This is a genomic window from Psychroserpens sp. (genome assembly GCF_045105015.1).
Classification (GTDB): Bacteria; Bacteroidota; Bacteroidia; order Flavobacteriales; family Flavobacteriaceae; genus Psychroserpens.
In genome coordinates this window covers 1-25,749 of record NZ_JBGCCX010000045.1, presented here as the reverse complement: position 1 = coordinate 25,749, position 25,749 = coordinate 1, and the positions used below count along the sequence as shown (strand labels likewise).

Sequence of the window (25,749 nt, the reverse complement as noted above, 5' to 3'; positions counted from 1 at the left end):
CCTCTACCTTAAACAGTTTATGTTATACTATTAAGACACAGCATATTTCAAAAAGTCACATGCTTTTAAAATAAAAGCACTTTTCTTAATTAAAAGAAAAGTGCTCAAAAATTAGCTATTAATTATTAAAGAAATTGAATGTTTTAAATTAGGGATAACACCCAATACATAATAATCACAGTTATAAGACACTAACTTTTTAAATAGGTCACATATTTTTTTATTTTTTCTGATTTAGAAATTATGAGACCAATTTTATAGACTTATCTTTGTTGAAATTTTAGCAATTAAAATGAAACAACTACAACAAATTATCGAGAATGCATGGAGTGACCGCTCTCTACTTAAAGATAAAATTACTATTGAAAGTATTAAAAGTGTCATTAATTTATTAGATGAAGGTACTTTAAGAGTCGCTGAACCAACTAATAATGGTTGGCTGGTAAATGAATGGGTAAAGAAGGCTGTTGTGCTCTATTTTCCTATTCAAAAAATGAAAACTCTAGAAGCTGGTATTTTTGAATATCATGATAAAATTCCTTTAAAACGTGATTATGAGAAAAAAGGTATTCGCGTTGTTCCTAATGCTGTAGCTAGGCATGGTGCTTACATTTCTTCTGGTACGATTTTAATGCCAAGTTATGTAAATATTGGTGCTTATGTTGATGAAGGTACAATGGTAGATACTTGGGCTACTGTTGGTAGTTGTGCTCAAATTGGAAAAAACGTACATTTATCCGGAGGCGTTGGAATTGGTGGTGTTTTAGAACCTCTACAAGCCGCACCTGTAATTATTGAAGATGGTGCGTTTATTGGTTCACGCTGTATCGTTGTTGAAGGAGTAAAAATAGAAAAAGAAGCTGTTTTAGGAGCCAACGTTGTATTAACTATGAGTACAAAAATAATTGATGTTACTGGTGAAGAACCTAAAGAAATGAAAGGTGTTGTTCCTGAACGTTCGGTTGTGATTCCCGGCAGTTACACTAAAACTTTTACAGCTGGAAATTATAATGTTCCTTGTGCACTAATTATTGGAAAACGTAAAGAAAGCACCAATAAAAAGACATCTCTTAATGATGCTTTAAGAGAGTACGATGTTGCTGTGTAATTTTTTTTAGATTTACTAAAAATTAAAAAATAGCGCTCATTTGAGTGACAAAACAAATAACTCTAAGAGTTTGAAAATTTTAATTATACAACAAAAAATGATTGGTGATGTTCTCACCACAAGCATCTTATTTGAAGCTCTAAGGGCTGAACATCCTGATGCTGAACTTCATTATGTGATTAATTCACATACGTATGCTGTAGTTGAACATAATCCGTTTATAGATAAGTTTTTGTTTGTTACTCCTGAAATTGAAGATAGTCGCTCAGAATTCTTAAGTTTTCTAAAAGGAATTAAGAAAGAAAAGTACGATGCTGTTATTGATGTATATTCTAAGTTTTCGAGTAACCTAATGACTAAATTTTCTGGTGCTGCCATAAAGATTTCAAAATATAAATGGTATACAAAATACTATTACACGCATACATTTAAAGAAGCTACTGATGCCAAAACAAACGCTGGATTAGCAATTGAAAACAGATTACAAATGCTAGAACCTTTGGTTGAAAACATACCAAACCCAATTCGTCCTCAAATTCATTTAACTACTGAAGAAATTAATACTTCAGAACAATTACTTTTGAATGCCAATATTGATTTGTCAAAACCTTTATACATGATCAGTGTTTTAGGAAGTGGTGATAATAAAACATATCCGCTTCCACACATGGCAAAAGTGATTGACTTTATTGTAGAAAAAACTAACGGACAAATAGTATTTAATTACATTCCTAAGCAGCTAGATGAAGCAAAAACAGTTTATAATTTTTGCAAATCTGAAACACGACAACATGTCTTTTTTGATGTCTTTGGAAAAGGTCTTAGAGAATTTCTTGCCATCACACATCATTGCACTGCAATGATAGGGAATGAAGGTGGTGCTGTAAATATGGCTAAAGCTCTAAACATACCAACATTCACTATTTTCTCTCCTTGGATTATCAAAGAAGCTTGGAATATGTTTGAAGATGGCAAACAAAATGTCTCAGTTCATTTGAAGGATTTTAATCCAAAGATTGTAGAAACCTCTACATCAAAAGAACTTAAGGATAATTATAAGTCATTTTATGAAATGATAAAACCTTCCTTATTTTTTGATCAACTTGAAGGGTTTTTAAATATTAATTAGACGTCTTCATTATATTTCTGACGTAGCATTTGTCTATGATCTGCTATACTTTGCAACGCAATTTTTTGAAATCGACGTTCTATCTTTTGTTTAGCAAAATAATGAAACATATCTGCTAATGGTAAAAAATCTCTGTGCCCTAATCCATCTACAATTATCATTTGTACTGAACCATCACTAAGAATTTTACAGCATATATTTCTTGGTCTTAAATCACTAGCAAATACTTTATGCTCGATCATTTGTGATTTCAGTCTTTGAAGAGATTCATCTAAAACAAAGTCATTTAAAATACTGTCTTTTGCAAAAATATAATGCCTCAAAGTTTTTGAGACTTCATTGGTTGTTTCATCTCTAACTAAATCATATACATATCCTTTTCCAAAATTCGTGTCTTCTGTTCCATGATAAAAAGAGAAAAAGGGATAATTGAATGCTTCGGTATTCTTTTTACTAATTTTCTTATAATAGTCGATTTCTTTAGTTAAATGAGATTCATCAACACCAGCGATACCTATTTTAATACAGCGGTTTTCATTCTCAGGATGAAAGTAACACTTACGAGCCAATCCTTCAGTTAAGTAGTCTTTTTCAGATAACTGTATCATTTTGAAATATATTTATCAATTCCAAAAGGTGTTCTTGTAATTTTATCTGACTTCGTAGTCGCTCTAATCGCTATGTTTTTTTCAATCATTTCAGGTTTCACATAACCTCTTTCATGATCTAAGTGCAGACAAATTGCACTGTATCTAATTTGTTTTGCTTTAAGTCCAGCATTAAACAAGCGCTCTCCAAGCTCTCTATCTTCACCTCCATATTGCATACGCTCATCATAACCATTTGCAGCAATGATATCAGATTTATAACCCGAAGCATTATGACCATTCCAGGTTGCAGTTGTTGGTGTAAATGCGTTGAGTAAACGTTCTTTACTTCCTTTAGAGGTAATCTTATTATTTTTAAATGATGATTTAAGTCCGTTTTGTTTTAACCAATTAATATCAAAACAGTGTTGCTCTCTAATATCTTTTTCTGTGATGGTTTCACTTATTGTCATCGGCAATTTAAAGTAACCTCCAGATAAAAAATAACCTGCTTCTCTCCTATTGGAATGCACTTCTAGAAAATCAGCTCTAGCAATACAATCACCATCAGTGTACACTAAATAATCGCCTTTGGCAGCAACTGTCGCTTTATTAAGAATGATTGTTTTTTGGAATCCGTTGTCTTCATGCCAAATGTGCTGAATAGGATAACTCAACTCAGAACACATCGCTTCAATAAGTCGTTTGGTTTCTTCATTAGAACCATCATCTGCAATGACAACTTCAAAATTTTTAAAAGTTTGCACATCAAAACTCCATAATACTTTTTGCAACCACTTTGGGTTGTTATAGGTGCTTATAACGACAGAAATATCAATAGGATTCATTGCGTCAAAAATAGTTATTTTTACCAACTCTTAGGAACGAATTATTTATTTTGAAAAAAACATCTACTATTTCAGCGTTAATGATAACGTACAATGAAATTGATAACATTAATACTGTTATTGATGAGCTTAGTTTTGCTGATGAAATTATTGTTATTGACTCTTACAGTACTGACGGTACTTTTGAAAGATTGAAAGAATTCTCAAATGTTAAAGTAATTCAGAATGAATTTAAAGATTTTGCTAGCCAAAGAAACTTTGCGATTAGTCAATCTAATTGTGATTGGATATTCTTTATCGATGCTGATGAACGACTCACAAAAGAATTAATAAACGAAATTTTAGAAAAAACCAAATCAGAAAACTCGGTTAATGCCTACAAAGTTATAAGACATTTTATGTTTAATAATAAAAGAATGCGTTTTAGTGGCTTGCAAACCGATCGCATTTTTCGATTATTTAGGTCTGGAACTGCTAAATACAACTCAGATATTCTGGTGCATGAGGTATTAGATGTTCATGGTGAACATCGTGTTTTAAAACATCCTATGTTGCATTATTCTTTTAGTGACTATAATAGTTATAAACATAAAGCTGAACATTATGGTTTACTAAAAGCAAAGGAACTATTCAAAAAAGGGAAACGACCTAATTGGTATCATTTTGTAATCAAACCTGCATATAAGTTTCTTACTAATTATGTATTTAGACTTGGCTTTCTGGATGGCAAAGAAGGTTATACCATTTGTGCTTTAAATTCGTATGGTGTATTTTTCAGATACAAAGCTTTAAAACAGTTACACGCGACGTCTCCAGAATAAAATTTTGTTTTTTAAACGTCTTTTTCTGTGGTATTTATTTTGAAAAGCTTCAGTTGAAGACCACATTACATCCAGAATCTTATCATAATCTTCACCTGAACATTTTGCATACTCATCACTCATAATTTCAACCATAAATTTATGAGTCGTTAACTTAGAAAAATTAGTGATTCGAGTTTCAAAATCTAATTCTTTAAACTCCATTCGGTTTAAGTCAACCAAATAGAATTGATATTCATCTCCTACTTTTTTTATCAAAGTATTTCCAGGAGAATGATCTAAAAAATGGACGTTTTTTTTGTGAAGTTTGTAGGTAAATCTTGTGAACGCTCTCAAGATATGTTCATGATCAGGATAGTCAAAATTTGTAGTTAATTCACGATAAGTTAAATCACAATCTTGTTGCGCACTGATGTAATAACTTTTATTAAACAGAAAAGCTGATTTATATTCGTAATATGCTAATGGTTGTGGTGTTCCAATATCTAAGCTTTTAAGCCAATTTCCGTATTCAAATGAACGTTGCGCTTTACTTTTTCTGAAGAATCGATACGCAATTTGATTCACAAGATTAGGAATACGAAAGGATTTCACGTTAATAGACTTTCCATTTAAATCAAAAAGCTTAAGTGAATTTCGATCTTGATTACCGAAAGGCTCGCCTTTAGAATCAAAGTTTGATATGATATCATCAAAAAATGCTTCGTGAACGAGGTAATCTTTATGTATGCTTTTAATTGTCTTCACTTAAATATTTATCAATACCATTTTTACACCAAACCGTTTTATTTGCAATAGTTTGCAATTCGATGTCGTTGTTAATTTCAAGTCTGCTCTTAGATTTTTCATTGTGGTAAATATGAAACACAATACCTCTGTATCGAATACGTCTTCCTTGCAATCCAAAATTATGAAATCTTAGCGCTAATTCTGAATCTTCTCTTCCCCAACCTTTAAAATCTTCGTTATAGCCGTTTACAGAAATAAAATCTGATTTAAAATAAGACGTATTACAACCTCTATACTTTTTTGAAAATTCAGAACTTGCACTATAAAACTGGCTCAAAAAAGGAATATGTAATGCTCTTGTTCTTTTCTTTATTCCTTTTGAAAACGCATGAAATATAGTTTGCTTATTTTCAAATAAGGTATTTAAATGCGCTTCTTGAATATTAACTCGACTTCCGAATAGATATGTATTTTTATGAGCAAATTGTAGATGATCTTCTACATAATTTGAATGTAAAATACAATCACCATCAGCTTGAATAATGTATTCACTTTGAGCTTTAGCGATAGCTTTATTTAAAATCACCGATTTTCTAAATCCGTCATCTTCATGCCAAACATGAATTAGTGGAATTTTAAATTTAGATTTAAAACTATCTATTAAATCCCTTGTGTCTTCAGTAGAACCATCATCAGCAACAATAATTTCATTAGGTAATTGGGTTTGATTAAGTGCACTTAATAATACAAGCTCTAGTGCTTGTGGCCAATTATATGTAGAGATGATTAAAGATGATTTCATTGATTTATCAAATTAACGACTACTTAAATAAAAATTTAAACCACTGACCAAAGTTCTTTTTCATTAAGAACCATGCACTTAATTTTAAATCTTCTTGTGTTTTAACCAAGTCTTTCATGGCTTCTAAATTTCTGGTTGGCAAATATCCTAAACCTCTCCAGATTTTAGGGTCCATATAAAACAAATCTTTAAGTTCTTTATAATTCGTTTCATTTGCCTTTTTCCATTTTGGAAAAAACTCATCATTTAATTGATGGCTATGTCCCCAATTTTCAAGCTTAAATTTTAACTCTTCTTCAGATCTTGATAAACATTCATGCAAGAGTACATTATCAGTATAAATAATTCGTTCTTTAGAATTTCTAGCTCGTTTGTAATTTGGATGATTTGTAGCTAGCATCACTTTAGTTGGCTCATTAACATAAAGAATCCCATTATCTAAGTATTTATAAATATTAATTAAAAAGCCAGCAATTTGAATAGGTTTCTTTTCAGGAGCATCTAAAAAATGATCATACTTCCTAAGCGTGCTTACAAAATTCTTAAAATCTAAAAATATCTCATCAGCATCTACTTGCACTAACCAATTTCCTAAACCCATTTGCTCAGATAACATCGTTCGTTCCCTAGTATCATTTTGTATAGCATCTAATTCAGGAATAAAGAAATCGTCTATATAGACTGTAATCTTATTTTCGGTATCAAATTCATCTAACCAAACAAAAAAACTAGCATCAACTTCAAACGCATTACCTTTCCATGTACGTCGCTCTTTATCTAAGGCAATATAGATCGCATCAGCTTCTTTATAGACTGGTGGAATAGAATATTTCAGCTTTTCATAGTCATAAGACATTAAAAAACCAACATGAATTTTTTTCAAGGCTATATAAATTTTACAAGGTAATTGTTGAATTTGGCTATCATTTCTTATGCTTTTGAAACATCTAAAACTAATAATCTTTTAGCAACATCTTTAATATATATCAAAAGTAATAAACTAGCCACTAAGTTTTGGATATTATAGTATTTTTGTGATGAATATAAATGCCTGAACGTTGTCTAAAAAGATTTGTGTCATTAGTTTTGATCATTGGAATTACGATTATCACATCGTAGACACTTTAACTGCTCTAGGTCATGAAAGTCATCATATTAAAATTGGTGATTATGATCATAAAAATCTAAAGGACAAAATCACAAACAGTCTAAGCAAACTTTTTACTGGAAAGAACTTAAAAAAAATTCGACGTCAGGATTATATTATTGAACAACTCAAACAATTCGGAAAACAAGACAAGATATTAGTGATCAACCCTGAGGTCATTGATTTAAAATATCACCAACAAATTAAATCGTTTTCTAACGAATATATTGCCTACTTGTATGATAGCGTCGATAGAAATCCTGTACAACATCTGTTAGATGGAATTTTCGATACTATTTTTTCGTTTGATAAAACCGATATAAAAGCCTTCAATTTTAAGGAAACAAGCAACTACAATTATTTAGATAAAGAACCTATAGCGACAAACACCAAATATGACGCTGTTTACGTTGGTTCATTTGATTCTAGAGTACCAACCTTATTCTCATTAATTGAGCAATTAAAATCATTAAAAATCAATATGAATTGTATTATTGTAGGAAAAAACGATTCATTAGAGCATTTAAAATCTGAGCATAATGAGGTTGTTAATTTTACACGTAAGCGTCTTAATCAAAATGAATTATTAGATATTTATAGAGATTCTAAAGTAATTATAGATTTGATTAGACCAGAACAAACAGGATTAAGTTTCAGGTATTTTGAAGCACTAGCGCTACAGAAAAAAATGATCACTAATAATTCTAATGTCAAAAACTACGCATTTTATAATCCTAAAAACATTCATGTTATAAGTGAACATGATGTTATAGAACCTGAGTTTTTTGAACTACCATATCAAGAATTAGATGATGATATTTACAATACATACACCTTAAGTACATGGGTGAAAAACGTCTTTAATTTATAGTCTCTAAAATTGTAGTTTCAATACTCTTCAAAGAAAATGGTTCTAAAATAGTTTTCGAATAGTCGCTTACAGAATTCCATAAATCTTCATCAAAATACATAGTGATCACTTTTTCAGCTAAGTCTTCTGCATTATTAGCAACCATTGCCTCAGAATAGGTTCCGAAGTTAAATCCTTCAGCACCAACATCTGTAGTGACTAAAGGAAGATTGAACTCTAAACTTTGTCCGATCTTTCCCTTAATTCCAGCACCATAACGTAGCGGAGCAAAAAAGAGTCTTGAAGATTCGAAATAATCTGATACATCATCTACAAATCCTAAAATTTTAAAATTGACTGAATGCAGTGCTTTGACTTCATCAGTTGGATAACTTCCAACAATATCTACAACCAAATCTGGATGTGATTTCCAAATAATTGGCATGATCTCTTCTCTTAGATATATAACCGAATCAATATTAGGTTTATGTCGAAAGTTTCCAATAAATAATATATTGGAACGTTTTTCAAATTCTTTAAAACTAGACAACTTTTCATTAGGTTGATGTATATTACTAATGACCTTAATCTTGTTTTGATCATCATAATGCTCCAACACTTTTGCTTTATCTTCATCAGAAATCGCAAAAATAATATCAGCTATTTTACAGCTTTCAATTTCAGAAACTAGATTACGTTCAGCTTCAATTTTAGTTTTTTCATTATTATTCTGCTCATACTCACGAAGCAATCTTACATAATGAAAATCACACATGTCGTAAATGATTTGAGTCTTTGTATTCGTAGATTTTATAAAATTGCTAAACCTTTTAAAAACTTTAGGTCTATGCAACCAAGCATAGTTCAAGTTTGGAGAAATTAATTTAATGAAACCTTCCTTAGTTAAAAGTTTGCCATTAACTATTTTAGGTTCGTAAACAATAACTCCTAAATCTTTATAAAACTTAATGTACTCACTATGGTATCTGTACAGTTTTTTATCTGCTAATAAGAATACTCCAATATCATTTTTAAGTAATAATTTAATAATTTCTGAAAGTCTCCTAGAACCTGAATCTTTATTAAATTCTGGAATAATCTCATCAATCAACAAAACATTCACAGGTTTAAAAACTAAATCATCTTCTGAAAACAAGACATTTTCTTTAACTAACTTATTTTTCAGTTTCCAATTTCTATACCTTAATTTTAGTGCTTTGTACATTCTTTAGGATGAATTAATAGTAGCAAAGATATGCATATGAATAAAAACACATAAAAAGCATATTGAATTAATTAAAATTTTAATTTTGGAAACAGAATCTGATAAAACTAAAACATGTCAACCCAAAGTTTAATATCTGTCATTGTTCCTTGTTATAACGTAGAACAATATTTAGACAAAGCTATCGAAAGTGTTGTTGGCCAGACCTACACCAATTGGGAATGTATTTTAGTTAATGATGGTAGTAAAGATAGTACACAAAGTATTGCTGAGAAATGGGCAGCGCAAGACCAACGCATCAAACTCATTAATCAAAAAAACAAAGGACTGTCAGGCGCAAGAAACACAGGCTTAAAGCATGCTACTGGTGATTATATCTATTTCTTTGACTCTGACGATTTAATTGCTCCAGTAACATTAAGTAATCTATTTAATTTAGTCGATGATGACATCGATATTGTTTTTGGTAAATGCGCAATGACTAAAGGTCAAAGTGATGAAATAACTGGATATCTAGATCATGACTTATCAGTATTAGAAAAACACTACAATAATGATAACTTATTACTAGCTAAAGTAATTGAAGAATCTCTAATATGTGTGGCATGGAATAGATTATACAAAGCTGAATTTTTGTTTAAAAACAAATTAACCTTCATGGAAGGTCTTTTACATGAAGATGAACTGTGGTTTTTTGAAACCTTATTTTATGCAAATGCCATTATCTTAAATGATACACCTACCTATTTCTACAATGTTGCAAATGTGAACTCAATCAGTAATAATTTTGGTAAACGAAATCTAGAATCCTATCTAACGACATTAAATCATATTAATTCTAACTACTACGAAAACAATGCTCTAAAAGGAAATAAAGAAGCTGTTTCGGTTTATTTGACGCATTTAAAAATCAAAACACTCATACATTGTTTTTACAAAACACCCTCAGATGTTCAAGAATCAATGACTCCTGATGTGAAAAATACTTTTCAAAATATCAATCCCAAAAGAAATAATCAAGTTTTAAATACGGATTTAGAATTAAGACATTATTTCTTTAAAGTTGTAAAGTCTTTAGAAATTAAAGATATTCTTGCCTTTTTAAGATATTATAAATCTAAAAGTATTTCAAGATCTTTCAAGAAGCAATTCATCCTACTAAAAGCGAAGTTTAAAAATAAAAAACAAGATAGAGTTATTAATAAATCATATATAAAATAATACCTTTGTCTGAAGCCATTATAACTTTTTTTTAATGAATACTAACCCTGAGATATCTGTTGTAATTCCTGTTTACAGAGCAGAATCTATTTTGAATGAACTTGTAAAGCAACTTAATACAGCCCTAAGTTCACTTCAGGTTAGTTATGAAATTGTTCTTGTTGATGATAGAAGTCCTGATGATTCTTGGGCAAAAATGAAAGAACTCTCAAAAGCACATGAGGTTGTTAAAAGTTTCCGCTTAAGTAGAAATTTTGGTCAGCATCCAGCAATTATGGCTGGATTACATCAATCTAAAGGACATTGGATTGTTGTGATGGATTGTGATTTGCAAGATCAACCACATGAAATTATAAAACTTTACAAGAAAGCGCAAGAAGGTTTTGAAGTCGTGCTAGCTAAGCGGACAACCAGAAAAGATGGTTTTTTAAAGAGAATGTCTTCAAAATTATTCTACAAGGTATTCAATTTTTTTGCTGGTGTTGATATCAACAACGAAATAGGGAATTTTGGAATTTACCAACGAAAAGTCATTGATAGTTTATTTAAACTTGGAGATGCTTTAGTCTTCTTCCCTCTTTTTATTCAATGGGTAGGTTTCAAAAAAACAGAAATCAATGTTGATCATGCTAATAGACATGATGGTAAATCCAGTTATAATTTTATAACGCTTTTCAAACTTGCGTTTAATACAATCATATCATTTTCAGACAAACCATTACGACTGTTTTTAAATTTGGGTATTGTCATTTCTTTTGGTTCATTTATAGGTGCCATTTATATACTCTATAAAGCCTTAAATAATGAAATTGAAGTCATGGGATATAGTTCTATCTTTATTAGCATTTGTTTTTTCTCAGGTTTAATCATCAGCTTTTTAGGAATTATAGGAATTTATCTAGGTAAAACGTTTAATCAAACTAAAAACCGTCCAATATATATTATTGATGATAGCTACCATAAATAAATTAAATTGGGATAGTGATTTTTTTAAAGCCAACATTGGAGAGGTTACTCTAAATGATTCTAATCAAATTGATGATTCTCAAGTACAGGATTTCAATCTCATTGTGATCAAACAAGAAAAAGACACATCAATACATTTAAAAAATTTCAGCAAACATTTTGAAGAAACTAAATATGTATTTGTTAAGCAACTAACAGAAAACATTAAGTCGCAAACATCATGTTTTGAAGTATTTAATACTGATGATCAACCAATAGATGCTTCCCTATTTTATAATCTCGCTTATGAAAGTGGAAAGTATAGTCGCTTTAAACTAGATCAACACTTTCCAGAAAACAGTTTTGAACGCTTGTATCAGTTATGGGTTCTAAATAGTGTAAATAAACAGTTTGCAGATAAAGTGTTTTATATTAAGCATACTAATCAATCTATAGTTGGATTTGCAACAGTGAGAAAACATAAAAAACATGCATCTATTGGACTTATTGCTGTTTCTGAAGGATTTCAAGGCCAAGGCATTGGCAAACTATTGCTTCGAGACGTAGAAACCTATTGTCTTTCACAACAAATAAGTGAATTACAAATTCCAACTCAGAAAAAAAACACAATAGCTTGTAGCTTTTATAAAAAAAACGGATATTCAGTACTTGAAGAAACTATCATAAAACATTATTGGAACAACAACTAATGATACCATTTAATAAACCATTTTTAACAGGAAAAGAAACCCAATATATTGAAGAAGCTGTTGCTAGTGGAAAAATTTCTGGTAATGGTATGTTCACAAAACGATGTCAAGCATTTTTTGAAGACACTTATGGTTTTAAAAAGTGTCTACTTACCACATCGTGCACAGATGCTCTCGAGATGAGCGCTATTTTATGTGATATTAAACCAGGTGATGAAGTCATTATTCCTAGTTATACTTTTGTTTCAACAGCATTAGCATTTGTAAGACAAGGTGCAAAAATCATATTTGCAGATTCTTATCCTAATAATCCAAATATTGATCATAATACTATTGAGTCGCTAATCACTAAGCAAACCAAAGCGATTGTAGTGGTTCACTATGCTGGTATTGCTTGTGAAATGGATGCAATCATGTCACTTGCAGAAAAACACAAGCTTTTAGTTATTGAAGATGCTGCTCAAGCGATAGATTCATACTATAAAGGAAAACCTTTAGGAACGATTGGTCATTTGTCTACCTTCTCTTTTCATGAAACAAAAAACATTATTGCTGGCGAAGGTGGTATGCTTGGTATTAATGATGACAAATATGTAGAAAGAGCAGAAATCATCTGGGAAAAAGGAACAAATCGTTCTCAGTTTTTTAGAGGAGAAATTAATAAATATGGCTGGATTGATACTGGTTCTTCTTTTCTTCCCTCGGAAGTAATTGCAGCATTTTTATGGGCGCAACTAGAAAACATTCAAAATATTCAAACCAGAAGAAAAGAAATTTGGAATCGATATTATAATGAATTTAAAGCCGCAGATTTGGAACACTTCGATCTTCCGGTTGTTCCTGATTACAGCTCTCAAAACGGACATCTATTCTATCTAGTTTCAAAAAAAGCAGATTACAGAAATGATTTTATTGCACACCTAAAGACCAAAGGGATTCATGCAGTATTTCACTATCTATCTTTACATGCTAGCGACTATTATTCTGAAAAACACGATCAAAGAGCATTACCTAATTCTGACAATTTCACAGAATGCTTGGTTAGATTACCACTGTTTTATGATTTAACTGAAGATGATGTTAAACACATTATAAAAACGATTATCGCTTATGATAAAGATATGGCCTAACATTAAGCTGTATTCAGCTGTACTTCTGGTATTTATTGGGTTAATTATCTATAGAATATTCAATTATACCTACGCGTCTTACGATTGCGGTTATTACTTAAGTGTAGCAAGAGATATGTATCGTGGCAATACTTTTTTTACAGATATTGCTGTGTCATATAATCCGTTGGGTATTGTCATGCTAGGACTTCCTTATCTTTTTACAGAGAACACAACTTTTGCAATGCATGTTTTTGTAAATATTCTCTTTATAATTTTAGGGAGTTTTGTATTATTTCGAATTCTAAGACGACTAAAAACATCAATACACACAGCTTTATTTTTTTGTCTCTTATATATTGCGATTACACTTAACTACGACGGAAACATCATCATGCTAGAACCTTTTTCTGTTCTGTTTCAATTGTGTGGACTATACTTTTTTTTAAATGTTTTGGAGAAAAAAAAGGTTATACAATCTATATTTCTATCTGGCGTTTTTATAAGTCTAGCTTTTCTAAGTAAACAATTTGGACTGTTTCTATTATTACCAACTGGTGTTTATCTATTATTAAACCGAACAGCTCTAATAAAACGAATAGCCATATTTGGCTTAGGAGTAGCTTCACCATTAGTAATATTGTATCTTTTTTATGCGGCTAAAGGTGTGGCTTTAATGCAATATGTTAGCTTTATTTTAGGAAAAGGTGTTGCACTTGATTTTGGAAATGGTACAGGATTAATAGATATAATAAATACAACTGGAATTGTTAATTTTATTATAGCTACAATCTTCTTAGTGCTCATTCCTTTTTATTTGAAGAAAACGACACTCCAAAAAAGTGAGGCATTGTTTTATATACTATTACCTATTTCAGCATTGAGTGTATTTATTTTTGCGAATTACAACCATTATTTTCAATATTTAACACCTTATCTTATCATCCTTTTTGTAGTCGCTCTAAACACATCGCAGCAAAAACTGAAACCTATCATTAACCAAATTGCTCTAATAATATCTGTAGCAATGGTGGTTTTTTTAAGTTTAAAAACGCTCAAATCACAAAAGCGTAACTCTAAGTATTTAATGAAAGGACTGGCAATTGTTGAACAAGAAGTCCCAAAGGGTTCTACTGTGTTTTTGAGCCGAATCTCACCTGCTTTTTATTATTTACTTGACTATAAATCAATTAGTTTGGATAAGATAGGCTATACCTTTCCCGAATATTATAAAACTGAAACTATTTTAAGTAATTTATCAAAAGGAGATTATCTAATACTGACTGAAAGTTACTACAATAAATACAAAGCGTTTGGTAATCAATTCAAACAGAAAAAAATACATTTCAGAGATCAAGACCTGTATATATTTGTGAAAAAATAAAGAATTACATGTATTTTAACTAAGGCTATTTTAATTGTACGTTAAATTCACTTTTTTATGTGAAATTTGTTTTATGTGTTCACGATTAGGTAAAGAAAATTCGTCATACAATTTATCGAAACCGAAATGCTTTAATATTTCCATTCCAGAAGTAAACTCAGTTGTAGAAATTTTATCTTTCCAAGATATAATGCTAAATTCTTTTTGAGAAGATGTCTTGGAGGCAGATTGATATTTAATACTATTTCTAATATCTTCATTCGAAGCGTCTTCAATTGCCAAATATTTATTGACCCTTTTCAACTCAGTATTAGGACTTGAAATCCAATCTTCATAGAAAGTGACCAAAAGTTCTTTATCATTATCATTAAACATTACTAAAGGTATAAAATTGATTATAGACCAAATAAGAATTTGCCTTTCAAAATAACTGCCATTTTTAGAAATGTCTAAAATCAATGATTCAAATGGTAATAAATAGGCATCACGCAATCTTTTTTGCGAAAGAAATTCTTTAGGATCCTCCATCCAGTCCCAATCTTCACGCTCACTAATTGAATAAACTGTAGCAAATGGATTTCTGATTAGCAGTATTGGTTTTATCTTTTTGTTTTTAGAACATATTTCGTAAGAACAAAGATTTGCGAAAATATCCTTAACCAAAAGGAAATTATTTTGATACGACTTAATAAATTCATTATCCTTCTCTGTTCTAGGGTGATAAAATTTTCCGTTCAATACCATTTTAGATAATACTCTAAAACCTCTTTTTTTTAATTTCTCATCTAAAAAAAGATTCTTCTTGAAGCCAAAATGCTTCATTTCAGATATACATGTATGAAATGGTTCAAACAATTCTCTATAAGTATTTTCATAATTTATGATCGAGGCGACCCAAGTAGTTCCACTTCTTCCAGATCCAATAAGCCAAATTGTATTTTTGTATTTAATTGGATAGATTAAATAAGTGTATTTTTTAAGGGCACGTTTTATTTCTTTAAATATCATTTCAAATCAAAAGAACTGTTTTTAATTATGTTATATACATTTTAGATGCTATAATATTAAATAACTTGCAGTTCTAACAGTTAATTAAAAAAAGTACTCATAATATTCTTATACTTTTCTAAAGCAAACTTAGGACTAAAAAAACTATAAAACGTTTAATATTATGTCAAATAAAGGATAGTTTCTTTAACTACTGATTTAAACTAGTTAGACTCTAATTCGTATTATTTCAATTACAACATTCATATTATAATCCAAGTAATCAAAGCTGTTTGATTTGAAAATGTCAATTAACTATAAATTACTTATCTACTTTTAATTATTAATAACAATGCTCGAAATACTCTAATTTGACTTTAAAATAAACGAAAAGACATTTTAATAGAATTGTACGATGTCGTAAGTTTGTGAACAAAAATTTACTGTACAAACGAAGTATGCTGAAATTTCAATAATGAATTACAAAAACGCTATACAAAATCCTATATTTAAAATCATATCTGAAGCAGCTAAAGATCTTAATCTTGATGCCTATGTAATTGGTGGGTTTGTACGTGATCATCTTTTAGATAGAGGACTGCATAAAGACATTGATATTGTTGCCATTGGTAATGGAATTACATTAGCTAAACAAGTTTCAAAAAAGCTACCTAATAAGCCAAAAGTACAGGTGTTTAAAACATACGGCACAGCTATGCTTCGTTATGAAGATATGGATATTGAATTTGTTGGAGCTCGTAAAGAAAGTTATAACGAAAACAGTAGAAATCCTGTCGTAGAAAATGGAACATTAGAGGATGATCAAAACCGAAGAGATTTCACCATCAATGCACTTGCCTTAGATTTGAGCAATGAAAATTTTGGAAATCTTTTAGACCCTTTTGGTGGTGTTGAAGATTTACAACGAAAAATTATTAAAACACCTCTAGATCCAGACATCACCTATAGCGACGACCCATTGCGAATGATGCGAGCCATACGATTTGCAACACAACTCAATTTTACAATTGAATCTAAATCATTAGAAGCAATTTCTCGCAATAAGGACCGTATTAAAATTATTACTAAAGAACGTATTGTTGTTGAATTAAATAAAATTCTTGGAAGCAAAGTCCCTTCAGTTGGTTTTTTATTATTAGAAAAAACTGGATTATTAAATTATATTTTACCAGAAATAACAGCGCTTAAAGGCATTGATGAAATAGAAGGTCAACGCCATAAAGACAATTTCTATCACACACTTGAAGTGGTGGATAATATCTCTCTACATACTAACAACGTTTGGTTACGTTGGGCTGCATTACTCCATGACATCGGGAAAGCACCAACAAAAAAATTTAGTAAAAAAGTAGGCTGGACATTTCATGCGCACGAATTTGAAGGTGCAAAAATGGTGTACCAATTATTCAAAAGGTTAAAAATGCCATTAAATGAAAAAATGAAATTTGTTCAAAAAATGGTATTTATGAGTTCGAGACCAATCGTACTTGCACAAGACATTGTTACAGATTCTGCAGTAAGGCGATTGGTCTTTGATGCTGGTGAATATGTTGAAGATTTAATGACACTCTGTGAAGCAGATATCACGACTAAAAATCCTAGAAAATTTCAGAAATATCATAATAACTTCAAAATCGTACGTGAAAAGATTATTGAAGTTGAGGCACGTGACCATGTAAGAAATTTTCAACCACCAATTTCTGGAGAAGACATCATGAAAGCTTTCAATATTAAACCATCACGTGAAATCGGACAAATAAAAGAAGTCATTAAAGAAGCCATTCTAGAAGGTGATATTCCTAACGAATACGAAGCTGCTTTTGAACTGATGCTTAAAGAAGGAAAACGTTTAGGATTAGAAACAAGCTAATTCTTATTAGTCTACCGCTTTTAAACTTAAATCTTTATTATACACTGAATGTGTTAAAGCTCCAGAAGAAATATAATCTACACCACATTCGGCATAGTGTCTTACAGTATTTTCGTTAATTCCACCTGATGACTCTGTTAAACATTGATCGCCAATTAAAGCAACAGCTTTTCGTGTATCTTCATAATTAAAATTATCAATTAAAATTCTGTAAACACCACCTTCAGCAAGAATCTCCTTGATTTCATCAAGATTTCTAGCTTCAACAATAATCTTTAAATCACGATCAGTATCTTTTAAATATTGCTTTGTCATACTAATAGACTTCGCCACTCCTCCTGCAAAATCAATATGATTATCTTTTAACATAATCATATCATACAATGCAAATCTGTGGTTCTCTCCTCCTCCAATTTTTACAGCCCATTTCTCTAGCGCTCTCAATCCTGGAGTTGTTTTTCTTGTATCTAGAATTTTAGTTCCTGTACCTTCTAATAAATCAACAAATTGTTTCGTCTTAGTTGCAATAGCACTCATACGTTGCATTGCATTTAATACTAAACGTTCGGCTTTTAAAATAGACTGTGAAGCACCTTCTACATAAAATACAATATCACCATACTTCACTTCACTTCCATCTTCAATCAACGTTTCTACTGTCATGTCTTCATCTACATAAGCAAACACTTTCTTTGCAAATTCGACACCTGCGATAACACCTTCATCTTTAACTAAAAGCTTCGCTTTTCCTTTTGCGGTTGCAGGAATACAAGCCAGTGAACTATGATCGCCATCTCCTACATCTTCTCTGATGGCATTAGCTATTATTAAATCTACTTCTATGTCGAATTGTTCTTTAGAAATCATAAAATTGTATTTGTTGTAAAAATAGTAATTGCTTCTTAAAAAAGTTTAAAAAACAAATTTCAAATTTTAAAAAAGTATAACTTTACGTCATGACAATTAAATTGCTTGCCATAGGCAAAACTGACAACAAACAATTACAAGGGCTTATTGATGATTATCAAAAACGGCTTGGTTTTTATCTGAAATTTGAATTTGAAATTATTCCAGATTTAAAAAAGGTAAAAAACCTCAGCGAAGATCAACAAAAACAAAAAGAAGGCGAACTCATTTTGTCAAAGCTAAAACCTACTGATGTTTTAGTATTGTTAGATGAAAACGGAAAACAATTTGATTCCGTAGCCTTTTCAAACTATTTACAAAAACATATGAATTCTGGTATTAAACAACTAGTCATTGCTATTGGTGGTCCTTACGGATTTTCTCCAGACGTCTACAAAAAAGCAAATGGGAAACTGTCATTATCGAAAATGACCTTTTCCCATCAGATGATTCGTTTGTTTGTTATTGAGCAATTATATAGAGGCTTTACGATTTTACGTAATGAGCCTTATCATCATCGCTAATATTATTCTAAGCCTAAACTTTTGATATAAGCTTTATTGTTCATTGGTCTACCTAAAAACTCTTCAACAGCTTCGTTAACAGTTCTCTGACTTCCGTTAGCCAAAATTAATTTTCTATACTTAACTCCTGTTTCTGTATCACGCAATCCATTTTTCTCAAACACAGTAAACATATCTTGCGCATACACTTCAGACCATAAATACCCATAATAATATACAGGATGGGTATTGATATGAATCCAACATGCTTGTGGATGTGTACCTTCAATATACCAATCCATTACACCTAATTGTTTGTCAATATCACGCCATAATTGGTCAGTATCTAATGGTGTATTGGGATCATATTTATTGTATAAATTCATATCATAAATACAACTTCGTAATGAACCTTGAGCAGATAGTCCTGAAGAGACATTTTTGGCATTTTCCATATTGTCAAATAATTCCTTTGGAAACACTTCTCCTGTTTCATAATGTTTTGCAAACGAGCTTAAGATATCGTAATCCCAAATCCAGTTTTCAAAAATCTGAGACATTGCTTCTACAAAATCTCTTTTGGTATCTGACTGTAAACTGTATTCTCCTTCATAGGACATCGCATCCATAATATGACCAAATTCATGAAACAACGTACTTAATTCGCCATGAGTAATCATAGACGGCAGCTTATCTGTCCCTTTGGTGAAATTTCCTAACATCATAGCAACAGGCACTTCATAACCTTCAACCATTTGCTTTCCTGTTGATAAAGGCACTGCATAAAACCAAGATTCTTTGAACGGTCTAGGATATAAATCAAGAAAGAATCGTCCTTTTAATTTATTGTTTTCAAACACATCATAAGCCAATACGTCTTCATGCCATACCGAAGGATTATCAATTTCTCTAAATTCAACATCTAACAGTTCTTGATACAATTCAAACATACCAGAAAGACAAGCTTCCATTGGTAGGTACTCACGAATTTTTTCAGAATCTACTTTGTATTCCGATTTTAAAATTTGGTTTTTATAATATGATAAGTCCCAAGGATTCAAAATTTCATCCTTTGAAATGCCATCTAATCGTTGTCTTGCGTCTTTAAGAACTTCAATATCTTGAATTGCTTTTTCCTTGGATTCTGCAACCAAATCGTTTACAAATTTCCAAATATTTTCAGGATTCTCAGCCATTTTAGGGACAAGATTATAGTCTGCATAAGACGCATGTCCCATTAATTGTGCCAGTTGATATCGTTTTTCAACCAACTGATTTAAGATCTCTACATTTTTATCTGCTCCTCTATTTGAATACAACATTTGGTATGCTTTTCTAGTATCAGAATTTGTAGCATTACTCATTACTGGTCCGTTAGTTGAAGGCTGCACAGGAATTTCATAAGTTCCCTTGTCGGTTTTATACTTATCTTTTAAACTCTCAGGAAGTCCTTTTGCTCCAGCTTCATCAATAGTTAATATTGAATTAGCAGTGTTCATATTTGTTGAATACTGAGAAGTTAAATCTGTTATTTCAGCCTTTAAATTTTTAAATTCTACTAGCTTATCTTCTGAAAGATTTACACCAGATTGTTCAAATCCATCAATAATATCGTCTACAAATCGTTGTCTTCTGTTATCTAATTTAGAATACGCTTCTGAAGTTTTAAAAGTTTCAAATTGTTTAAATAAATCTTTATCGGAATACATTGCTGTACTTAAAGAGTCTACTTTTTGAGAATACTCAATTCCTTTTGCTCTAGTAATAGAATCAGTGGATGTCCAATACAACATAAATGCATTATTGTTTGCTTGAGACAATTTATTATAACCTTCATCAAATGGAATAAAAGTGTTTTCTAGAGTTGGTACAGACTGACTTTTTATGTCTTTAATTATTTGCACTGCTTTTTCCATTTCATAACTAACATAGGCTTCTATTGATTTACCTGAAACATTTTCATAATCAATAGACTCATTTAAAGCGACATTAAACGGATTATCGTCAGGTAATTCTATGACTACTTTTTCGGATTCTTTTTCTGAACAATTCATAAGCGATAATAATACTAGTACAACTGCTAATTTTTTCATTTTAATAAAAATTTTAAGTATTCAACAAATATAACATTCAAAATTCAGAAAAACGTTTGTGCACAAAAAAGCCTTATAAACTATTATTAAGTTCATAAGGCTCTATATATACTTAGGATTTAATGCTAATGAGCATTGAATACTTCTTTACGTTTTTTTAATTGTCTATCTAAATCTTTAATAGTTTCTCTAACTGCAACTTCATGTTTTGCTTCATCAGATGTTGCAAAAATTCGTGGTCCAGGCAAACTCAGTTCAATATCACATATTTTACCTTTTGTATGACTATGTTCATCTTGTTTAAATCGAACGGTTGCTCCTATCAAAAATTCATATCTACTAAATAATTTATTAAGTTTTTCTTCTGTAAATGTATTAAGTGCTTCACTTATATCAACATCGACATATCTAATATTTACATTCATAATCGGCTTTTGTTTTAGTTAATTTCAATACATAAATTTACGAAAATATGAATAAACTTTAACTGACATAAGTCATAAAGAATTGATAAAATTTATTTAAAAATGATATTTTCATCTGTATTGAACCACGTGGAATAAAACTCTTGATGTATTTTTTCAATACTATTACGTTTCACCTTCATACTAGGCGTTGCCAATCCATTAGCGACATTCCAGTCTTCTTTCATAACCACCACTTTTTCTATCCGTTCATGCTTTTCTAAAACTGGATTTATGTCTGACATACTGGTTAATAAGGAATCAAAAACATCTTCTTTAGATTTGGATTTAGCAAGTTCAGATAATGTTACTAGAGCAATTGGCTGTGGAATACCAGTCCCAACAATACATATTTGTTCTATGTCAGTATTTCCTGACATAAGTAATTCAATATGAGACGGTGAAATATACTTTCCTTTATCTGTTTTAAATTGATCTTTTACACGACCAACAATACTTAAAAAACCATCATGATCAAATTCACCCAAATCACCAGTTTTAAGATAGCCTTCATCATCAAAAACTTCAGCTGTAATGTCTGGCGCTTTATAATACCCCATCATCAAGCAATTATTTTTGATACAAATTTCACCTTCAGGAGATAATTTAGCTTTCACATTATCAAACGTCTTACCAACTGTTCCTATTTTACTAGCTCTAGGCATGTTAAAGTGTGACACACAACAATCTTCTGTCATACCATAACCTTGATAAATCGTTATTCCCAATTTTGCATACCAGCGTACAATTTCAGAAGCGATAGGTGCAGCAGCAGAAGCAATAAACACAGCATCTTTTAGTCCTAGTTTTTGTTTTAATTTATTTTTGACAATACTATTTAATATTGGAATTTTTAAGAGGACATTCAGTTTTCTCTGAGGAAGCGATTCTAGTATCTTTTCTCTAAATTTCGTCCAAATTCTAGGCACAGCAAAAAATAAATTAGGTTGAACTGCTTCTAAATCTTTAGCAAAAGTTTCAAGAGATTCTGCAAAAGTAATTGTACCTCCAAGTACCATTCCTGCGTTATTTAATAATCGCTCGGCAACATGAGCCAATGGTAGATATGAAAACAATTTAGGTTTATTTTCTAAAGTAAATTCATTTACTAAGGTAGAAGATGACTCCATAAAATTACTTCCCGAATGCATCACACCTTTTGGGTTACCAGTTGTACCAGACGTATAAATAATTGTATGCAGACTATCTGGATTTGCATAATGAACATCTGTTAATGGCTGAGTCTCATTAATAATAGTTTCCCATAACACACCTTCTTGAGCTCCATACATACCAATGCTTATTTTGGGAATGTCTGGAACACCTTCCTTTTGAGAATAGAAATCATCTAACTTACCAATTATGATCGCTTTAGATTCACTATGTACCAAAATTTGGTTCATTGATGTAGCATTGAGTGTCGGATAAATTGGAATAGACACATAACCAGCCATCATAATCGCTAAATCGGATATGATCCAGTGAGCACAATTTTTAGAAAGCAAAGCAATATGACTTCGCTCAGGCAAATTTAAAGATCTTAAATAAGTCGCCATTTTTCTTGCTTCCTCACCAGTTTCTTGATAAGTATATGAAATTATTTTTCTGTTAATAGGCTGGTTTAAAAAAACTTGCTTGGGAAATTCAGCTTCCCAAAATAAAAAAGCATCAAGTGGTGTTTTAAATTCTTGCATTATAGGGTTAGTTAGTTGTTTAAATATACAGAAAGTATTTAAGTAAACATTATATTTGATGACATGAAATCGCTTTAATTATGCAATTAGTTTTTGCCACAAATAATCTTAATAAACTCAAAGAAGTTCAATCTTTAATCCCAATACACGTACAACTTTTAAGTTTAAAAGATATTGGTTGTTTTGAGGATGTGCCTGAAACTCAATTAACAATAGAAGGTAATGCCGTTCAAAAAGCTGAATATATCAAAGAACATTATGGTTTTGATTGCTTTGCAGACGATACTGGCCTAGAAGTTGAAGCGCTTAATGGTGAGCCAGGCGTTTTTAGCGCTCGCTATGCTGGTGACCAACGTAATGCTGATGACAACACAAATAAACTCTTAAAAAACTTAGAGAATCAATCTAATAGAAAAGCACAATTTAAAACTGTAATTGCGTTACATTTGAATGGTAAACTAGAAACATTTACTGGTTTTTGTAAAGGTAATATTACTAGTGAAAGACATGGTGTTGGAGGCTTTGGATACGACCCAGTTTTTAAAGCTGAAGGTTATAATCAAACATTTGCTGAAATCACTCTAGATGAAAAGAATAGCATTGGACATCGTGGAAAAGCTGTAAATAAACTTATCTCTTTTTTGAAATCTATTCAAGATTAGTTTAAATTTATAATCTAATGTACTTAAGTATGAGAAAGATTGTAATAGCCATAATTTTAATAGCGTGTTTTGCTTGTAATTCCGATTCTGAAGACAATGAAGGCTTTCAACAAAACTCAGTTTCAAAAATAGTCACAACAACCTATGTTTTAGGTAATCCAGAAGTTATAAACAGAAAAAACTATTTGAACAATAGGCCAAAAGTTGACTCGGTTTACAGTGTTTCAAATGACATCTGGATTTATATAAATTTCTTTTATGAAAATGACAGATTAGTGCGTCGAGAAACTAATACTGAAGGATCAAATCAAGTGGATGAATTTCTAATTGACTATGATGATTTTGGAAGAATCATTCAAACTACAGAAACAACAAATTCATTCACCAGTTCAACTTCATTCACTTATGAAGAATTAGCTATAACAAGCGTAAACAACTATAATGGAGATATCACGACCAAAGTCTTTCATTTAAATACTGATGGCATAATTTATAAAGAGGTAAACTCAAATGGAACTCTCGAAGTTCTATATGACCAAGACTATAATGTAATATCATTCAATTCATTAGAAGTGCCCATAAGCACTTATACATACGATAACAATTTACTACCTCCTGATAATTTTCAATTTTTTAAAAAATTTATGCTTGGTGATTATAAAAACAATGTAATACTTTTTGAAAATAGTATTTCAGGAGCTGCATTTAGTGATATTGCAACAATTCCTAAATATCATCTATCAGTAACTAATAGTAGCTTTACCCACACCTACGAATGGACTTTTAATAATAATGGTTATCCAATCAGTAGAAAAACCTTAGATGAAAATAACCATCTTATTTTTCAAATTGAATATTTCTATAATTAAAATTTACACTAAATAATTTTGCTAGATAACCGTGAAAAAACGCCCAAATATTGATTATCCAATTAAAAGTCTATCTTTGCAACTTGAAAAACCCTGAATAAGGGTTTGTAGATTCCTCAGAGTGAGGATGTGTTACCTAGAAGTTTAAGTGTTTAGTATGTCGATTCGCTTCTTTCGTAACACCAAAGAACATAATCGAATACAACACAAAAGAATGAGCACATTCCAAGAACTCGGTCTTAACGAAGACCTATTAGCTGCTATTACTGATTTAGGATTTGAAAAACCTAGTGATGTTCAAGTAAAAGCAATTCCAATTTTATTAGAAGAAGATTCAGATCTTGTGGCTTTAGCCCAAACAGGAACTGGAAAAACCGCTGCATTTGGATTTCCAATGCTGCAAAAAATAGATATAGATAGTCGTACGACGCAAGGATTGATTCTCTCTCCTACTCGTGAACTATGCTTACAAATAACCAATGAGCTTAAACAATACGGAAAGTATTGCAAAGGCTTAAATGTAACTGCCATTTATGGTGGTGCAAGTATTACTGATCAAGCAAGATCTGTAAAGCGTGGTGCCCAAATTATTGTTGCTACTCCTGGTCGTATGAAAGATATGATTAGCAGAAAAATGGTTGATATTTCTAAAATTGAATACTCGGTTTTAGATGAAGCTGATGAAATGTTAAACATGGGATTTTATGAAGATATTACAGATATTTTATCTCATACACCTGAAGACAAAAACACATGGTTGTTTTCTGCAACAATGCCAAAAGAGGTCTCTAGAATCGCCAGAGATTTCATGCATGATCCATTAGAAATTACTGTTGGTAACAAAAATGAAAGTACAAGTCAGGTATCTCACGAATACTATTTAGTAAATGCTCGTGATCGCTACCAAGCTTTAAAACGCTTGTCTGATGCTAATCCAGATATATTTTCTGTAATTTTTTGTCGTACAAAACGTGATACACAAAAAGTTGCTGAAAACTTAATTGAAGATGGATATAGCGCTGGCGCTTTACATGGTGATTTAAGTCAGAATCAACGTGATTTAGT

25 protein-coding genes are annotated in these 25,749 nt (G+C 30.9%); 14 read left to right on the top strand and 11 right to left on the bottom strand.

The window, feature by feature from the left end:
• The first annotated feature begins 292 nt into the window (after positions 1–292).
• Positions 293–1,108 (top strand): 2,3,4,5-tetrahydropyridine-2,6-dicarboxylate N-succinyltransferase, encoded by an 816-nt coding sequence (locus AB8B90_RS03540; protein WP_405333693.1) that lies wholly within the window; start codon positions 293–295, stop codon positions 1,106–1,108.
• A 70-nt stretch (positions 1,109–1,178) separates the two neighbouring features.
• The gene (locus tag AB8B90_RS03535) at positions 1,179–2,237 is read left to right on the top strand and encodes a glycosyltransferase family 9 protein (protein WP_405333691.1); all 1,059 of its coding nucleotides are present in this window, start codon (positions 1,179–1,181) and stop codon (positions 2,235–2,237) included.
• On the opposite strand, the gene AB8B90_RS03530 is transcribed toward AB8B90_RS03535, so the two are convergent.
• Both AB8B90_RS03530 and AB8B90_RS03525 read right to left on the bottom strand, forming a co-directional pair.
• Positions 2,234–2,845 (bottom strand): YrbL family protein, encoded by a 612-nt coding sequence (locus AB8B90_RS03530; RefSeq protein WP_405333689.1) that lies wholly within the window; start codon positions 2,843–2,845, stop codon positions 2,234–2,236. The genes AB8B90_RS03535 and AB8B90_RS03530 overlap by 4 nt on opposite strands.
• On the bottom strand, positions 2,842–3,672 hold the full coding sequence (locus tag AB8B90_RS03525) for a glycosyltransferase family 2 protein (RefSeq protein ID WP_405333687.1): 831 nt from the start codon (positions 3,670–3,672) through the stop codon (positions 2,842–2,844). The genes AB8B90_RS03530 and AB8B90_RS03525 overlap by 4 nt, the downstream gene beginning before the upstream one ends.
• A gap of 50 nt (positions 3,673–3,722) precedes the next feature.
• On the opposite strand from AB8B90_RS03525, the gene AB8B90_RS03520 reads away from it, so the two are divergent.
• A complete protein-coding gene (locus tag AB8B90_RS03520; RefSeq protein WP_405333685.1) occupies positions 3,723–4,493 on the top strand; it encodes a glycosyltransferase family 2 protein in 771 nt (256 codons plus the stop codon).
• On the opposite strand, the gene AB8B90_RS03515 is transcribed toward AB8B90_RS03520, so the two are convergent.
• Genes AB8B90_RS03515 through AB8B90_RS03505 form a run of 3 tightly spaced genes read right to left on the bottom strand, consistent with a single transcriptional unit; the run spans position 4,470 to position 6,907 of the window.
• Entirely contained in the window at positions 4,470–5,240 is a 771-nt protein-coding gene (locus AB8B90_RS03515) for a Kdo domain containing protein (RefSeq protein ID WP_405333683.1), read from the bottom strand. The genes AB8B90_RS03520 and AB8B90_RS03515 overlap by 24 nt on opposite strands.
• Positions 5,227–6,024: a glycosyltransferase family 2 protein gene (locus tag AB8B90_RS03510; RefSeq protein WP_405333681.1), complete on the bottom strand. Its 798-nt coding sequence runs from the start codon at positions 6,022–6,024 to the stop codon at positions 5,227–5,229. Before AB8B90_RS03510 ends, AB8B90_RS03515 begins: the two co-directional genes overlap by 14 nt.
• Before the next feature lie 19 nt (positions 6,025–6,043).
• Positions 6,044–6,907 (bottom strand): hypothetical protein, encoded by an 864-nt coding sequence (locus AB8B90_RS03505; protein WP_405333679.1) that lies wholly within the window; start codon positions 6,905–6,907, stop codon positions 6,044–6,046.
• 175 nt (positions 6,908–7,082) lie between these two features.
• Here AB8B90_RS03505 and AB8B90_RS03500 point away from each other — a divergent pair, with 175 nt between their 5' ends.
• Positions 7,083–8,042: a hypothetical protein gene (locus AB8B90_RS03500; RefSeq protein WP_405333677.1), complete on the top strand. Its 960-nt coding sequence runs from the start codon at positions 7,083–7,085 to the stop codon at positions 8,040–8,042.
• On the opposite strand, the gene AB8B90_RS03495 is transcribed toward AB8B90_RS03500, so the two are convergent.
• On the bottom strand, positions 8,032–9,246 hold the full coding sequence (locus tag AB8B90_RS03495) for a glycosyltransferase (protein WP_405333675.1): 1,215 nt from the start codon (positions 9,244–9,246) through the stop codon (positions 8,032–8,034). The two genes, AB8B90_RS03500 and AB8B90_RS03495, sit on opposite strands and share 11 nt — an antisense overlap.
• 114 nt (positions 9,247–9,360) lie before the next feature.
• Here AB8B90_RS03495 and AB8B90_RS03490 point away from each other — a divergent pair, with 114 nt between their 5' ends.
• Genes AB8B90_RS03490 through AB8B90_RS03470 form a run of 5 tightly spaced genes read left to right on the top strand, consistent with a single transcriptional unit; the run spans position 9,361 to position 14,615 of the window.
• Entirely contained in the window at positions 9,361–10,467 is a 1,107-nt protein-coding gene (locus AB8B90_RS03490; RefSeq protein WP_405333673.1) for a glycosyltransferase family 2 protein, read from the top strand.
• A gap of 34 nt (positions 10,468–10,501) precedes the next feature.
• Positions 10,502–11,434 carry a glycosyltransferase family 2 protein gene (locus tag AB8B90_RS03485; protein ID WP_405333671.1) on the top strand — a complete coding sequence of 311 codons (933 nt, stop codon included), beginning with the start codon at positions 10,502–10,504 and terminating at the stop codon, positions 11,432–11,434.
• Positions 11,415–12,122, top strand: coding sequence for a GNAT family N-acetyltransferase (locus tag AB8B90_RS03480; protein WP_405333669.1), 708 nt, complete (start codon positions 11,415–11,417; stop codon positions 12,120–12,122). The genes AB8B90_RS03485 and AB8B90_RS03480 overlap by 20 nt, the downstream gene beginning before the upstream one ends.
• Positions 12,122–13,252, top strand: a complete 1,131-nt coding sequence (gene rffA, locus AB8B90_RS03475) for a dTDP-4-amino-4,6-dideoxygalactose transaminase (protein WP_405333668.1) — start codon at positions 12,122–12,124, stop codon at positions 13,250–13,252. The genes AB8B90_RS03480 and rffA overlap by 1 nt, the downstream gene beginning before the upstream one ends.
• Positions 13,233–14,615 carry an ArnT family glycosyltransferase gene (locus AB8B90_RS03470; protein ID WP_405333666.1) on the top strand — a complete coding sequence of 461 codons (1,383 nt, stop codon included), beginning with the start codon at positions 13,233–13,235 and terminating at the stop codon, positions 14,613–14,615. Before rffA ends, AB8B90_RS03470 begins: the two co-directional genes overlap by 20 nt.
• A 30-nt stretch (positions 14,616–14,645) precedes the next feature.
• Here the strand turns inward: AB8B90_RS03470 and AB8B90_RS03465 are convergent, their stop codons facing one another.
• Positions 14,646–15,623, bottom strand: a complete 978-nt coding sequence (locus AB8B90_RS03465; protein ID WP_405333664.1) for a sulfotransferase domain-containing protein — start codon at positions 15,621–15,623, stop codon at positions 14,646–14,648.
• A gap of 454 nt (positions 15,624–16,077) precedes the next feature.
• Here AB8B90_RS03465 and AB8B90_RS03460 point away from each other — a divergent pair, with 454 nt between their 5' ends.
• Positions 16,078–17,493 carry a CCA tRNA nucleotidyltransferase gene (locus AB8B90_RS03460; protein ID WP_405333662.1) on the top strand — a complete coding sequence of 472 codons (1,416 nt, stop codon included), beginning with the start codon at positions 16,078–16,080 and terminating at the stop codon, positions 17,491–17,493.
• A 6-nt stretch (positions 17,494–17,499) separates the two neighbouring features.
• Here the strand turns inward: AB8B90_RS03460 and nadC are convergent, their stop codons facing one another.
• Positions 17,500–18,360 carry a carboxylating nicotinate-nucleotide diphosphorylase gene (nadC, locus tag AB8B90_RS03455; RefSeq protein ID WP_405333660.1) on the bottom strand — a complete coding sequence of 287 codons (861 nt, stop codon included), beginning with the start codon at positions 18,358–18,360 and terminating at the stop codon, positions 17,500–17,502.
• Positions 18,361–18,449: 89 nt separating this feature from the next.
• Between nadC and rlmH the strand changes: the two genes are divergently transcribed.
• Entirely contained in the window at positions 18,450–18,923 is a 474-nt protein-coding gene (rlmH, locus tag AB8B90_RS03450) for a 23S rRNA (pseudouridine(1915)-N(3))-methyltransferase RlmH (RefSeq protein WP_405333658.1), read from the top strand.
• Between the two features lie 2 nt (positions 18,924–18,925).
• Here rlmH and AB8B90_RS03445 read toward each other — a convergent pair whose 3' ends face one another.
• The 3 genes from AB8B90_RS03445 to AB8B90_RS03435 all read right to left on the bottom strand — a co-directional run bounded on the left by AB8B90_RS03445 (position 18,926) and on the right by AB8B90_RS03435 (position 23,153).
• Positions 18,926–20,995, bottom strand: a complete 2,070-nt coding sequence (locus AB8B90_RS03445) for a M3 family metallopeptidase (protein WP_405333656.1) — start codon at positions 20,993–20,995, stop codon at positions 18,926–18,928.
• 125 nt (positions 20,996–21,120) lie between these two features.
• Positions 21,121–21,420 (bottom strand): ribosome hibernation-promoting factor, HPF/YfiA family, encoded by a 300-nt coding sequence (hpf, locus tag AB8B90_RS03440; RefSeq protein WP_405333654.1) that lies wholly within the window; start codon positions 21,418–21,420, stop codon positions 21,121–21,123.
• A gap of 92 nt (positions 21,421–21,512) precedes the next feature.
• Positions 21,513–23,153: an AMP-binding protein gene (locus tag AB8B90_RS03435; protein WP_405333652.1), complete on the bottom strand. Its 1,641-nt coding sequence runs from the start codon at positions 23,151–23,153 to the stop codon at positions 21,513–21,515.
• An 80-nt stretch (positions 23,154–23,233) separates the two neighbouring features.
• On the opposite strand from AB8B90_RS03435, the gene AB8B90_RS03430 reads away from it, so the two are divergent.
• The 3 genes from AB8B90_RS03430 to AB8B90_RS03420 form a co-directional block, all read left to right on the top strand.
• Positions 23,234–23,815: a non-canonical purine NTP diphosphatase gene (locus AB8B90_RS03430; RefSeq protein WP_405333650.1), complete on the top strand. Its 582-nt coding sequence runs from the start codon at positions 23,234–23,236 to the stop codon at positions 23,813–23,815.
• Positions 23,816–23,844: 29 nt separating this feature from the next.
• The gene (locus AB8B90_RS03425; RefSeq protein ID WP_405333648.1) at positions 23,845–24,684 is read left to right on the top strand and encodes a hypothetical protein; all 840 of its coding nucleotides are present in this window, start codon (positions 23,845–23,847) and stop codon (positions 24,682–24,684) included.
• 214 nt (positions 24,685–24,898) lie between these two features.
• Positions 24,899–25,749, top strand: an 851-nt coding sequence (locus AB8B90_RS03420; RefSeq protein WP_405333646.1) for a DEAD/DEAH box helicase, incomplete at its 3' end; no start/stop codon positions are given.